Below are 13,019 nucleotides of genomic sequence, written 5' to 3' on the forward strand. Positions count from 1 at the left end.
GGCTTGCTGTTTGAACATGTGCGGTGCTGTACACTGCTCTGACATTGCGATCCTGGGTATTCACAGAACCGTACCCAAAATTGACCACGAAAACCTGCACAAACTGTGCGAAATCCCAACCCTGACTGCTAGCTGCCCCACCGCAGCTATCCGTCCCAATCCCAAACTGAAATCAGTTGACATTAAGGCCGAGCGTTGCATGTACTGCGGTAACTGCTACACCATGTGTCCGTCCGTACAAATCATCGACGCTAAGAATGATGCCGTGTCCATCTGGGTTGGTGGTAAGATTTCCAACAGCCGTATTGGTCCCAGATTCTCTCGTCTGGCCATTCCCTTCCTGCCCAACAACCCCCCACGCTGGCCGGAAGTTGTTGACGCAGTTAAGCACCTGGTTGAGATATATGCTGAAAATGCACAACCTGGTGAGCGTATGGCAGAGTGGATCGACCGCATTAGCTGGGAGAAGTTCTTCGAAGTTTCCGGTCTGGAATTTACAGACAAGCACATTGACGACTTTACCCTGGCACAAACTACCTTTCGATCCACCACTCAATTCAAGTGGTAAGAATATAGCTTTTGATACCGACATTTATACCCAACCCAATGGATGCTAGGAAATGGTGGTGTAAATAATGGAAGAAATTAAAGAAAAAATTTTAGCTTACCTCGCAGGAGTTAGCAAAGAAAAACCCCGTGTAGTTGCAGAAAAAATAGGTGTTAAAAAGAAAGAAGTCGATAAGGCTGTGTCCGAATTGGCCAAAGAGGGTAAAATTGAGTACCTTTATATCGGTACCTCTTATATAACCCTAGCCGGTAAAGACCATACACCTGGCGTTGAACACAACTAATTTAACATGCTGTTAAACTCAAAAAGAGCGGACACGTCCGCTCTTTTTAAATTACCTATACAGTATGCCAAATGCATCAAAACCGCCAAGCAATGTCTAGCACAGGATGAATGGCTAATCAACACTTTCAGCGAATGACAATATGGCTTGATTAAACTCCTTTGGCCGTTCCAACATCATCATATGACCAGCCCCGGGGATGATTGTCAACTTAGAGTTAGGTATTTTATCAACTAACCCTTGACTGTATTTTATTGGTGTCATAACATCTTTATCAGCCGCTATGACCAAGGTTGGTACCTGGATCTTCTCCAGCCTGTCTGTGGCATCAAAAAGATTGCAGGCAGTAAAGTCCGCATAAAATACGGAGGGGAGGACACGCTCCAGTTCTTCCTTGGCCTGTTGCAGGGTAGTCGGGTGGGTATCGGTACTATACATAAAATTCTCCAAGCCCGGAAAGTATTCATTGTTTTTATAGGTTTCCAATAACTTTGGCATGACCCGAAGCCGGGAACCAGTTCCCACTAGGATTAAGCCTGCCAATCGTTCAGGATGGTTAAAGGCAAAATCCATAGCGATGGCCCCTCCCATGGAATGTCCCACTAGAAAGAAGGGCGAATCCATAACTATATCAGAAAAATCTTTGATGAATTTACTGTAAGCCTCAATTCGATCCAGTGCATGCCCCTCGGACAGCCCATGCCCCGGTAGATCCACCGCCATGGCCAAACAATCCTTGCCCAGGTGGTCCAGTTGAAAACGCCAGTGCCGGTGGCTTCCCCCGGCCCCGTGTACAAAAAGCACCGCTTGTTGGGGCCGCTCAGTGGCAGTTGCACTCCTTTGATAGTGACATGACAGACCGTTTACAGTGACAAAAGGCATTGTCAAAACCCCCTTCAGGATAAAACTTTCACTTGAATATCTGCAGAAAATTTTTATAATAATATTTACAATATTCTAACACACCTTTGTCCATTACTTGTCAAAATAATCCAAAAAACTAGGTTATTTCCATACTAATTACATGGCTATCAAAAGGATTCCAAATTTCTTAAATAAAATTTTTTAACCTTATAAAATAGTTATAAACGTAAGCAAGATTCATAAATCATAGTATAATAATGTGAAACATCTTAATTCATGACCTATTTTGAATATTGAGTTATAAGCTAGGGGGGTCTTTTTATGGATATCATTACTTTTAATGATACAAATCCAACGAACAATCAGTTAATTGATCAATTGGGACAGAATATTCAACATTGTTACCAATGTGGCAAATGTACCGCCGGTTGCCCAGTGGCCTTTGCCATGGATGTTGCACCGAATCAAATTGTCAGGATGTTACAATTAGGCATGCTCGATGAAGCACTCCGTACGGAGACAATTTGGCTTTGTGCCACTTGCTCGACCTGTTCCACCCGCTGCCCCCGTGGCTTTGATTTAGCCAAACTAATGGATAGCTTAAGGACCATGGCTCTCCAACAAGGTATTCAAACCCACGGCCGTGGCAGAAAAGTGTCTTTGTTTAACCAGCTTTTCCTGGATTCCTTGCGTAAGTACGGCCGCTCCTACGAGATGGGTATGATGTTAAAATACAACCTTAATTTACACGACCCTTTTAATAATGCCAAGCTCGGCTTAGACATGATCTCCCGCGGCAAGCTGAATCTAATGCCCCACAAAATAAAGGGCAGCAATGAAGTCTTAAAAATTATGGAAAACATTAAAAAGTTGGAGATGAAATAACGTGAAAATCGCCTATTATCCCGGGTGCTCCCTGCAATCTATGGCCAAAGAATATGATATGTCTGCCCGCGTGGTCAGTGAATTTCTTGGTGTGGAACTAGTAGAAATACCGGACTGGAACTGCTGTGGTTCCAGTGCCGCCCACGCCTCCAGTGAGTATTTGCCAGTGGCCCTATGTGCCCGCAATTTACACTTAGTCGAAGAAATGGGTTTGGATGTAACCTCACCTTGTGCCGCTTGTTATCAAGCACTGTCCTATGCTAACTGGAAGCTAACCGGGGATGCCGACCTGCTGGACAAAATCAATGAAGCCACTGGCCAACCTTACCAGGGCAACGTACAAATTAAATCCTTCATTCAGGTTTTTTCCAGCCTAAGTGCCGAAAAAATCTCCTCCCAGGTGGTACAGCCTTTGACTGGTTTAAAGGTTGCCGTATATTACGGTTGCTTACTGGTGCGCCCCGCCAATGTGGTGGATATTGATGATCCCGAAGATCCTCAGGTTTTGGATAATTTAATGAAAGCCGTCGGTGCTGATACAGTGGATTGGACCCATAAGGTGGAGTGTTGTGGCGGCTCCCTCTCCGTAACCAATGAGGAAATTTCACTCAAACTGGTTCAGGACATTCTAACCAGTGCTGCGGAGGCCGGGGCCCATTGTATTATTAACGCTTGTCCCCAGTGTCATTTTAACCTTGACGTCAAGCAAGACAAGGTAAATAAGGTTTATAAAAACGACAAAAAAATACCGATCCTTTACTTTACACAATTATTGGGTTTATCCCTGGGGATCGAACCGAAATGCCTGGGAATTGATTTAGATATCGCCCAATCCATCTTAACCAAAATACGCTAGTTTCAGAGAGGGTGAAAAAATGAACCGTATTGGTGTTTTTGTCTGCTGGTGTGGTTCCAACATTAGTAGTGTTGTTAATGTATCCCAGTTGGCGGCGGAGGCTGCCAACTTTCCCGGAGTGGTTTTTAGCACCGATTACAAATATATGTGTTCGGTTCCCGGACAAGATTTAATTGTCCAAAAAATTAAGGAGCATCAGTTGGATAAAGTGGTATTGGCCTCCTGCTCACCCAGGCTGCATGAACCTACTTTTCGGCAAACCCTGGAACGGGCCGGCCTTAATCCATACATGCTGGAAATAGCCAATATTAGAGAACAATGCGCTTGGGTGCACAGCCATGCTAAAGAAAGGGCCACGGAAAAGGCCCTGGCACTGGTACGTCGGGCAGTGGCCAAAGCCACCGATATGGTACCCCTTTATGAAGATCGGATTCCCGTCACCAAGCGGGCACTGGTAATTGGTGGTGGTATCGCCGGGATACAGACCGCTCTGGACATTGCCGATGCCGGACATGAAGTAATTCTGGTGGAGCGTGAACCTTCCATTGGCGGTAAAGCAGCCATGCTGGACAAAACCTTCCCTACCTTGGATTGCAGTGGCTGAATTGTTACCCCCAAGATGGTTGCTGTGGTACAGCACCCTAACATTAAGCTTTACACCCACGCCGAAATCCATGCTGTGGGTGGCTATATTGGTAACTTTAAGGTACGAATTAAACAAAAAGCCAAGTACGTTGACCACGAAAAGTGTACAGGCTGCGGCTCCTGCTGGGAAAAATGCCCTGTCAAAGTTAGTGATAACTATAACTTGAACATGGGCCTACGAAAGGCCATCTACATTAGCAGTCCCCAGGCGGTACCAAACAAACCAGTGATTGATCCTAAGGGCTGTCGTATGCTTTTAAGCGGCAAATGTGGCGTATGCCAGAAGGTATGTCAGGCCGGGGCCATCAATTATCAGGACAGTGATCAGTTTTTTGAGGTAGCAGTGGGGGCCATCGTGATGGCCACAGGCTATGATTTATTTGATTGGAGCCTTTCCTACGGCGAATATGGTCACGGTAAATATCCTGACGTTATCACCAGCTTACAGTTTGAACGGCTGTTGAATTCCTCCGGTCCCACCGGTGGTAAAATACTTCGGCCCTCGGACGGCAAAGAGCCCAAAAGTGTCGTGTTTATCAAGTGTGTTGGTTCGAGGGATGAAACAAAGGGTAAATCCTACTGTTCCCGGGCCTGCTGTATGTATACTGCCAAACATGCCCATCAAGTGCTCGAGAAGATTGAAGGAGCCAGGGCCTATATCTTTTACATGGATGTGCGAACCCCTGGCAAGGGCTACGAGGAATTTTACCAACGCTCGGTGGAGGAGGGTGCTTGTTACCTTCGAGGTAGGGTTTCCAAGATCTATCACAAGGGCAATAAATTAGTGGTCAGGGGTGCCGATACGCTATTGGGACGACCCGTGGAGGTTGAGGCGGATCTGGTCGTATTAGCCACAGCAATGGTACCTAGCCTAGGCTCTGACCAGTTAGCCCAAGTGGTTGGTTTTACCACCGATAAAGACGGTTTTTATCAGGAGGCCCATCCGAAACTTAAGCCGGTTGAAACCAATACCGGGGGTATTTTTTTATCAGGCTGCTGTCAGGGGCCAAAGGACATCCCGGATACCGTTTCTCAGGCCAGTGCAGCAGCAGCCAAAGTGATCATTTTATTATCTAAAAATGAACTGGCCACCAACCCAATGGTAGCCCAGATCGATGAAAGCAAATGCACCGGCTGTTTAGCCTGCCAGGCCGTTTGTCCCTTCAATGCCATTGAGGCTAAAACAATTCTTGATAAAACAGGTGGCAAGGAAAACCATCGAACAGTTGCTGCCATTAACACCGGCCTTTGCCAGGGCTGCGGTGCCTGTTCCTCCACCTGCCGCTGCGGTGCAGCAGACTTAAAAGGCTTTACAAACCAACAGATCATGTCCGAGATCAAAGCTCTAATCCATAACTAAAAAACGGGGTCAGGCTTGCTTATAGCAAATCTGATCCCGTTTTTGCTGCTAGCTTCCGTCATTCGACGGTGCCAGGCACCTACGTTTCCGGCTGACAAAAATCTTTCCTTCTCAGCCTACATACCAAATCCCTTCTCCCGTAGCTTTTCCCAATCAATGACAATAATCGAACCGTCTTTAGCGGTTTTAATAACCTCATCCTTTTTCAACTGAGAAATGGCATTGGTGATAGAGACCCGATGGGCACCGGCAATGGCAGCTAATTCCTGTTGGCTGATCTGAATGGACTCATGTTTTTCTTTGCCCCCTGGGGTCTCCGCTAAGATACAATACAAAATTCGGGAAACCTTTTCTACCGTACTGCGGAAGGCCAAGTCCTCAATTTGGCTGGCTAGGATGCGGGATTTAAAACTCAGGGAATTTAGTAATATATGAGCTAACCCGGGGCTATTCACAATATCCGGTAAAAACTTGCAGTCTATCTCAATAACCTCAACATCTTCAATGGCCAAGGCACTGTATATGGTTGGTTGCCTATGAAAAAAAGCTTCCTCCCCTAAAAAACAGCCGGGGGTAACATAAACAACGGGTTTTTCTACACCATCTGCACTTAATAGGCTGGACCGAATGGTTCCCTTCAACACATAGTACATACGTTCACCACGATTGCCCATGCCGGTGATAATCGCTCCCTTAGGGTAATTTTTCTTTTCACCAACCCTTTGAATAAGGGCCAAGTCCCCTTCACTCATATTTTCGGATTTGAGAAATTGGGATTTTACCCAAGGCGATGTCGTCAGTAATGCTTCATGTTCCCCCATCTCGCTTCCCTCCTCGGCCTAGCCTATTTACTACATTAGTGTAACACAAAGAAATATGGCTGCCAAAATTGAAAAACTGCTGAATGATTGAAGGTGTACCAATTACTAGGACCGTCACTTGAACGTGCTGGCCCTCGTTTTTTTAATCAAGCGGACCTTTATAGCGGGTCTGCTTTTTATTTGATCGGGCGGATGACCCGGTCTTTTTACTAAGCAAGTTTTTCATTTATATCTTCTAATGACTTTTTTGCAGAACGCCAGCCAAAAACCCCCACTACAACTGCTACAATTAAACTAATGGTTGCTACCATTCCGTACACACCCGTTATTCCATATCCGGCATAAAGCAGGGGTATAATAAGTTGAATCGCCATGATCGAAAAACGGGATACGGAATTGATTAAACCCACTACGGTATTTCTTAGTTTGGTTGGGTAGGACTCAGCAATGTAAGGATGAATAATAAAACTTCTGCCAACCAGAAAAGCGTTAATTAAAAGACCGGTAAGGGCCATTAATAGGAAGTTCTTGCCTACAAATAGGAAGCCTATGGTTACAATAGCAGCTACAATGGAAAACCCTACAATGGGTATCTTCCTGCCACCCTTATCCGAGAAATAGGCTGCCCCAAATTGACCTAACGGCATTCCTATGGCAAAAATGGTAGCGAGTGTAAGGGTATCTTCCATGCTAAAGCCATTTAATTTGAGCAATGTAGGCACCCAAACCGCAATTACTTGCGCACAAATAACCGTACCACAGGAAGCAACTAATAAAACCAATGTTCTTCTTATATAGATAGGAGTAAACATCTCTGCGATAACTTTACCCAACTGCATTTTTTCAGCTTTAGTGGGAATTGAATCACTTAAGTCTACCGGAACACCCGAAAGTTTAAAAACAACTTCTTCTGCTTCTGGTATTCTATTTTTACTTACCAACCACCGGGGTGATTCCTTTAAGCACAGAATACCTAAGATCCCTGCAATTATCCCAAGTCCACCTGAATCAAATCTACTTGGTCCTGGTGGGCAAATTTAGAGGGCCTCTCCCCAGAGTGACCCAACACATAGCCCCCGGGCAGCATTTTGTTAGGAAAACCATGTAATCCCTTCCATAGGTTAACCTCTGCACCATTCATATTAATGAGCAAGGCACCCAGTTCTTTGGCTTGGAAAATGGTGTAGCCATTCCAACATTTTTCGGGTTTATACACCGTTACCCCCGTTGGATAAATACTCGGGTAGGTCATATCAAGTTCCTCCTTAGAAATCAAATCACGACTACTGCGCAGCCTGAAGGTCCGTCTTACCCCTCGTAGCTTTTTTCACAATGCTTCTTGTGTCTAATGTAACAAATTTGTCTGTATCAGACGTTAGTCTAGGCTACACAGCAGCTTGCCAAGCAATAAATTTATATAAAAAACCGCCCATGCCAGGGATCAAATTCCCTTTGCATGGGCGGTTAACATGTTAAATACCTAAACCGGATAAGATTTTTATTCCTTCCGCATCCAGTAACCGGATGGTCCCCCGCGATTTACTAATTGCCTGTCGATTCTCTAGATCCTTTATCACTTCGTTAACGGTAATACGGTGTAAACCCGTGATATCTGCAATCTCTTTTTGGGTAATTTTCAGTATATTATTGCTGCTAGTGATGCTTAAAACATATAGGAAACGGCAAATACGTTCATTGGCAGCCAGGCAGTCACCCTCAATCAGGAATGCCTGACTGCGTAATTTAAGTGCCAAGGTAGTATATAAGGTTTCCCAATTACAATTTAAAAATAGTTCTTCTCTTGTAAGCAATTGAACAGTTGATTTTTCACAAGCGACCGTATCCACATAGGGTGGAAAACCTGTCAAAAAAGGCACCTCACCAATTAAACATGGCCCCACCGAATAAAATGAGATTCTTTCTTCGCCATTGATCGTTGTGATAACATGCTTTGCTTTACCCTTTTTTAAAAAATAGGCAGAGTTCAGCCTTTGCCCTCTCTGAATGATGATTTCACCTTTACTGTAGGTTCGCTGAGCTAAGGAATTGGTACACAAATCAAACGGACCAGAAATTATGGGAGAAATAGAACGTAAGGAATCATTCGGGTTTTCAGACATACAGAACCCCCCATTATTTTCCATAGCCAAACCTATGGCAAAATTTCCTTCTACTGGGCCGGGAAACCCTCTTTTGACAATGGTTCCTGCCTCCCCTTTATATGCAACAAGTCAACCCTTAGCACTTCGCCTAGGTTGACCCTTTTGTCCTTACTCAATAATATGTTGCACATCCGCCGCATGGTAGGAACTTCTCACCAGCGGGTCTGAGGCCACATATTTAAAACCCATTTGGTAAGCCGCTTCTTTGTATTTTTTAAACTGATCCGGGTGGATATATTCGATAACCTCATGGTGCTTAGCCGAGGGGGCCAGATACTGGCCGATGGTCAGTAAGTCACAGTCAACGGCCCGCAAGTCATGCAGTACAGCCAGGACCTCCGCTTCCTGCTCACCCAGGCCCACCATGATACCCGATTTCGTGTAGATACTGGCATCCATTTCCTTGGAGTTTTTCAATAGTTCCAGGGAACGGGCATAGCTCGCCTTTGGGCGCACAGTGGGATATAACCGGGGTACGGTTTCAATATTGTGATTAAGAATATGGGGTTTGGTCTGAAGCACGGTGGCCAGTGCCTGAGGATCACCCTGGAAATCGGGGATCAGCACTTCCACAATTACCTCGGTGTCCCTGAGTTTTTCAATAACCTTGGCAAAGTGACCGGCACCGCCGTCCGGTAGGTCATCCCTGGTGACAGAGGTAATGACAGCATGTTTCAGACCCAACTCCTTAACCGCCTCGGCCACATGGGTAGGTTCCTGGGGGTCAACGGCTTGGGTGTGGCCTTTGGTAACGTTACAAAAGGTACAATTGCGGGTACAGACACTGCCTAAAATCATAAAGGTAGCCGTCTTACGGCCAAAACACTCAATCAGATTGGGGCAATTGGCCTCCTGACAGACGGTATGTAGGGATAACCGATCCAGCATCTCCTTGACCCGATGAGATTTTTCCGCCCCCTGTAATTTCACCCTTAGCCACTCTGGTTTTCGCTTATTCATAGGCACACCCTCCTAACATATTCTGTAAGCTTGGCCGGTCAATAAGCTCCGTTTCACAATTAAAAACCCGGCTAAAGTGGGAAATTACCTGTTGGTTCACCCGACCCATGTCCTGGGGCTGCCCCAGTATTTTTTGCAGTGAAGTGACACCCCGATCGGTAATGCCACAGGGATTAATCCATTTGAAATGACTTAAATTGGTATTCACATTAAAGGCAAAGCCATGCATGGTGACCCAACGTTTCACCGCACAGCCTATGGCCGTGATTTTCTCGCCGCCAGTCCAGACGCCGGTATACTGGCTGTCCCGACCGGCTGTAATCCCATATTCCGCTTCCAGCAGCTGAATAAAAAGCTCTTCCAGTTTGTCCACATAAACCCGCACACTTTTACCATACCCAGTTAGATTGAGAATCGGGTAACCGACAATTTGACCGGGGCCGTGGTAGGTAACATCACCGCCCCGGTTAATTTTATAGATTTTAACCCCCTGCCTGGCTAATATCCCTTCGGGGGTAAGGATATTATGGCGATTTTCCCTGGTTCCCAGGGTCAATGTTGGCGGATGCTGCAACAGGAGCAGGATATCCGGTACCCTGTTTTGCTGTCTTAATTGCAAAAGTCTTTCCTGCAGGGTTAAAGCTTCCATATAATCTATTTCGTCCAATGCTGCAACCAATAACCTCAATCCTATCACTCCCCAAACAACCGCCCACAAATCTAGCCGTGAATACTTAAACCATGCACATTCTCCGCAGCTTCCATAATGGCCTCAGCCAGAGTGGGGTGCGCATGGATGGTTGCCGCCAAATCCTTAGCAGTTAGGCCATTCTTCACGGCCAAGGTGGCTTCGGCAATTAAGTCCGAAGCATGGGGGCCAATGATGTGTACACCCAGTATCACATCGGTTTCAGCATTGGTAACAACCTTAACAAACCCTTCCCCTTCACCCATGCTCAGTGCCTTGCCATTGGCCATGAAGTTAAATTTGCCGCTTTTCACCGGGATACCCTTGTTCTTCACCTGCTGCTCCGTCATACCCACCGAAGCCACCTCGGGGCTGGTAAAAATGCAGCTGGGTACGGCACGGTAATCCATTTTTGTCTCTTTACCCATGATATCTTCGGCAACCACAATGCCCTGGGCCGATGCCACATGAGCCAGTTGGTATTTCATAACCACATCCCCAATGGCATAGATACCTTTGACGTTGGTTTGCATTTGGTCATTGACCACGATCTGGCCCCTTTCACCAAGGACAACCCCGGCCTCTGCCAAGCCCAGGTTTTGGGTATTGAGGGTACGACCAATGGAAATCAGGGCCTTCTCGGCGGTGATCACATCGCCGTTTGCCAGTTCGGCTTGAATGCCACCGGCGGTCTCTTCGATTTTATTAATGGTTACATTGGTTTTAATCGTAAACTTTTTCTTCTTGAAAACGGTTTGCATCCGACGGGATATATCCTTGTCCTGTAAAGACAAGATGCTTGATGCTGCCTCCACCATCGTTATTTCCGTTCCCATACTACCATAAATATGGGCAAATTCACAGCCAATAACACCGGCACCGATTACCAGCAGGCTTTTGGGAACTTCCGTCAATTGCAGGGCTTCTTCACTGGTAATGACAGAGGTTCCGTTGTACCCCAGGGATTTAATTAAAGCCGGACTGGAGCCAGTGGCAATGACAATGTTTTCACATTGTAATTCCTGGATGGCACCATTATTTTCAACCTCCACCACACCGGGTGCTTTGATTCTTGCTGTACCGTTAAACAATTCTACCTTGTTCTTATTAAACAGGAAGTTAATACCACCCACCAGCTTCTCCACCACTTCAGCCTTTCTGGCCTGAACCTTGGCAAAGTCAATTACTGGCTTACCCACTTCAATACCAAATTCAGCGGCATCTGCCACTGCCTTTAGTTTATCAACAGCAGCAATCAGGGATTTGGTAGGAATGCAGCCTCTATTTAAACAGGTACCACCTAGTTTATCCTTTTCTACCACGGCAACCTTACCGCCCAGTTGAGCGATACGAATGGCAGCCACATAGCCACCGGGGCCGCCGCCAATAACCACTGCTTTATACATCATGCTCTTGCCCTCCCTATCTTATCCTAATTTATAATGGGGGGGCGACGGCCCCCATTTATGTTCCCTACTCTTCCGCTTCATCACCGGCAGCTACACAGAGTGCTCTGTCGCCCTGGTAGGGTCTGGTTCCTTCAATCGTGGTGGTTTTCTTCGCACCCATTGGTGCTGCGCCGGGCATCCGGAAGGTGGTTACATCCACCGGCTCAATAGCTGTTTCCACCGGACGCTCCAACTGAGGCACCCATTCGTAGGGTAAGCGGTAAGCACGATAGACCATGTTGGTTGGCATTTTTTCACCCTTATAAGGGCTGATGTATTCCCAAACAAGTTCATACTCGGCGGTGACCTCGAAGATACGTCCGTCCGATCCCTCGGTAATTAAGGTGTTCCCGTTAGGCAGACGTTGGGCACTGCTGATATAAGGGCTGTAGAAACGTTCGGCATCCGTGGGCATCAAGAAACCGGCTTCCGCAGGTGTATACTGCCAAACAATCTTCAGGGTGGTGGGGTCAATTTCCAACACCCGGGAGTAATCACGACGGGCGTTCTTTGCGCCGGTGGGAGAAGCGGGGTTCGGCGCACCATAACCGGCCCAGCCGCCATTGTCAAAGATTAGGATGTTGCCTTCCCCGGGCAGGCCCTTGGGAATCATGTGAGCATGGTGCTGGCCAATGATCCAGCCAATTTTCTTAAGTTCTTCGCTGCTGTCATAGTTGGGACCCAGCTGCCAAACAATCTTGCCGGTTTTCTTTTCAATAATGCAGATAATGTTGGTTTCCCGGCCGTCAATAATGATATTCTCGGGATTAAACCTTTCATCCCCGGCATCATAAAATCGGTTGGGACCAAGCACCGACATGGAGTTGATGTGCATCCAGTCACCCATGCCACCGCCGGAGGAACGCATGTTGGGGTCACGGCAAAGGATATTTTTTGCTGCTTCGTCGAAACCGAATTCATCAAAGTGCTCGTTGCAAGCCCACTCCCAAACAATGTTACCTTCCCAGTCCACTTCGATAATAACATCATCCAGCAATAATTTGTCGGAAATCTTGGGATTTCTTACATTTTTATGGCAGAGGATGAGGGTATTGCCCTTGTCTACCAGCGGCTCCATGCCAGGTACATAGTAACCCACGGGGTTGCCCTGACGCTGGTAGTCGTGGTGCTGTCTAGCCATCCACTGGGGCTCTTCACCAGGATCTTCGATGAACTCATACTGGTTAAATTTCCAGACAACATTACCTTCCCAGTCCACCTGTACTAAGTCCGTTTGATCCTGCATACCAAAGTTATTGTTTCTTTCGCCCAGGTGCCCAAATACATAACCACCCGGCAGCATTTTGTTCGGGAAGCCGTGCAGACCCTGCCAGAGGTTTACTTCGGTACCGTTCATATCAATAAGCATAGCACCAACTTCTCTGGCTTGGAAGATGGTAAAGCCATTCCAGGCTTTTTGAGGATTGTATACAGTTACACCAGTTGGATATACGGTTGGATAACTCATGTTATTGCCTC

13 protein-coding genes and 1 pseudogene are annotated in these 13,019 nt (G+C 46.5%); 5 read left to right on the forward strand and 9 right to left on the reverse strand.

The features are described from left to right. Both AC1U9Z_RS15000 and AC1U9Z_RS15005 read left to right on the forward strand, forming a co-directional pair. Positions 1 to 568, forward strand: a 568-nt coding sequence (locus AC1U9Z_RS15000) for a 4Fe-4S binding protein (RefSeq protein WP_479958174.1), incomplete at its 5' end; no start/stop codon positions are given. 67 nt (positions 569 to 635) lie between these two features. Next, a complete protein-coding gene (locus AC1U9Z_RS15005) occupies positions 636 to 851 on the forward strand; it encodes a hypothetical protein (RefSeq protein ID WP_333532440.1) in 216 nt (71 codons plus the stop codon). Positions 852 to 965: 114 nt separating this feature from the next. On the opposite strand, the gene AC1U9Z_RS15010 is transcribed toward AC1U9Z_RS15005, so the two are convergent. Further along, positions 966 to 1,733, reverse strand: coding sequence for an alpha/beta fold hydrolase (locus AC1U9Z_RS15010; RefSeq protein WP_479958175.1), 768 nt, complete (start codon positions 1,731 to 1,733; stop codon positions 966 to 968). Positions 1,734 to 2,036: 303 nt separating this feature from the next. Here AC1U9Z_RS15010 and AC1U9Z_RS15015 point away from each other — a divergent pair, with 303 nt between their 5' ends. Genes AC1U9Z_RS15015 through AC1U9Z_RS15025 form a run of 3 tightly spaced genes read left to right on the forward strand, consistent with a single transcriptional unit; the run spans position 2,037 to position 5,461 of the window. Next, positions 2,037 to 2,600, forward strand: coding sequence for a 4Fe-4S dicluster domain-containing protein (locus tag AC1U9Z_RS15015; RefSeq protein WP_479958176.1), 564 nt, complete (start codon positions 2,037 to 2,039; stop codon positions 2,598 to 2,600). 1 nt (position 2,601) lies between these two features. After that, on the forward strand, positions 2,602 to 3,456 hold the full coding sequence (locus AC1U9Z_RS15020) for a CoB--CoM heterodisulfide reductase iron-sulfur subunit B family protein (protein ID WP_333532443.1): 855 nt from the start codon (positions 2,602 to 2,604) through the stop codon (positions 3,454 to 3,456). Positions 3,457 to 3,475: 19 nt separating this feature from the next. After that, a complete protein-coding gene (locus AC1U9Z_RS15025; RefSeq protein WP_333532444.1) occupies positions 3,476 to 5,461 on the forward strand; it encodes a CoB--CoM heterodisulfide reductase iron-sulfur subunit A family protein in 1,986 nt (661 codons plus the stop codon). A gap of 116 nt (positions 5,462 to 5,577) precedes the next feature. Here the strand turns inward: AC1U9Z_RS15025 and AC1U9Z_RS15030 are convergent, their stop codons facing one another. From AC1U9Z_RS15030 to AC1U9Z_RS15065, 8 genes and pseudogenes are all read right to left on the reverse strand, one after another. Beyond that, the gene (locus tag AC1U9Z_RS15030) at positions 5,578 to 6,282 is read right to left on the reverse strand and encodes a Crp/Fnr family transcriptional regulator (protein ID WP_333532445.1); all 705 of its coding nucleotides are present in this window, start codon (positions 6,280 to 6,282) and stop codon (positions 5,578 to 5,580) included. A gap of 209 nt (positions 6,283 to 6,491) precedes the next feature. Continuing rightward, a complete protein-coding gene (locus tag AC1U9Z_RS15035; RefSeq protein WP_479958205.1) occupies positions 6,492 to 7,319 on the reverse strand; it encodes an MFS transporter in 828 nt (275 codons plus the stop codon). Then, positions 7,280 to 7,534: pseudogene (locus AC1U9Z_RS15040) on the reverse strand (thioredoxin); the annotation flags it as partial. The pseudogene AC1U9Z_RS15040 and the gene AC1U9Z_RS15035, both read right to left, overlap by 40 nt. A gap of 220 nt (positions 7,535 to 7,754) precedes the next feature. Then, on the reverse strand, positions 7,755 to 8,402 hold the full coding sequence (locus tag AC1U9Z_RS15045; RefSeq protein ID WP_479958177.1) for a Crp/Fnr family transcriptional regulator: 648 nt from the start codon (positions 8,400 to 8,402) through the stop codon (positions 7,755 to 7,757). Between the two features lie 150 nt (positions 8,403 to 8,552). Beyond that, positions 8,553 to 9,404: a lipoyl synthase gene (lipA, locus tag AC1U9Z_RS15050; protein WP_479958178.1), complete on the reverse strand. Its 852-nt coding sequence runs from the start codon at positions 9,402 to 9,404 to the stop codon at positions 8,553 to 8,555. Further along, a complete protein-coding gene (lipB, locus tag AC1U9Z_RS15055; protein ID WP_479958179.1) occupies positions 9,397 to 10,092 on the reverse strand; it encodes a lipoyl(octanoyl) transferase LipB in 696 nt (231 codons plus the stop codon). The genes lipA and lipB overlap by 8 nt, the downstream gene beginning before the upstream one ends. A 32-nt stretch (positions 10,093 to 10,124) precedes the next feature. Then, complete coding sequence (gene lpdA / locus AC1U9Z_RS15060) at positions 10,125 to 11,501, reverse strand: dihydrolipoyl dehydrogenase (RefSeq protein WP_479958180.1); 1,377 nt, start codon at positions 11,499 to 11,501, stop codon at positions 10,125 to 10,127. Between the two features lie 64 nt (positions 11,502 to 11,565). Continuing rightward, positions 11,566 to 13,008 (reverse strand): aryl-sulfate sulfotransferase, encoded by a 1,443-nt coding sequence (locus tag AC1U9Z_RS15065; RefSeq protein ID WP_333532452.1) that lies wholly within the window; start codon positions 13,006 to 13,008, stop codon positions 11,566 to 11,568. Between the last annotated feature and the right edge of the window lie 11 nt (positions 13,009 to 13,019).

The organism is Desulfotomaculum sp. (genome assembly GCF_982386235.1).

Coding starts and splice junctions, on each gene's coding strand:
- AC1U9Z_RS15045 (WP_479958177.1), bottom strand. CDS start 8,402: ATGTCTGAAAACCCGAATGATTCCTTACGTTCTATTTCTCCCATAATT.
- lpdA (WP_479958180.1), bottom strand. CDS start 11,501: ATGATGTATAAAGCAGTGGTTATTGGCGGCGGCCCCGGTGGCTATGTG.
- AC1U9Z_RS15010 (WP_479958175.1), bottom strand. CDS start 1,733: ATGCCTTTTGTCACTGTAAACGGTCTGTCATGTCACTATCAAAGGAGT.
- lipA (WP_479958178.1), bottom strand. CDS start 9,404: ATGAATAAGCGAAAACCAGAGTGGCTAAGGGTGAAATTACAGGGGGCG.
- AC1U9Z_RS15015 (WP_479958176.1), top strand. CDS start 2,037: ATGGATATCATTACTTTTAATGATACAAATCCAACGAACAATCAGTTA.
- AC1U9Z_RS15065 (WP_333532452.1), bottom strand. CDS start 13,008: ATGAGTTATCCAACCGTATATCCAACTGGTGTAACTGTATACAATCCT.
- AC1U9Z_RS15030 (WP_333532445.1), bottom strand. CDS start 6,282: ATGGGGGAACATGAAGCATTACTGACGACATCGCCTTGGGTAAAATCC.
- AC1U9Z_RS15005 (WP_333532440.1), top strand. CDS start 636: ATGGAAGAAATTAAAGAAAAAATTTTAGCTTACCTCGCAGGAGTTAGC.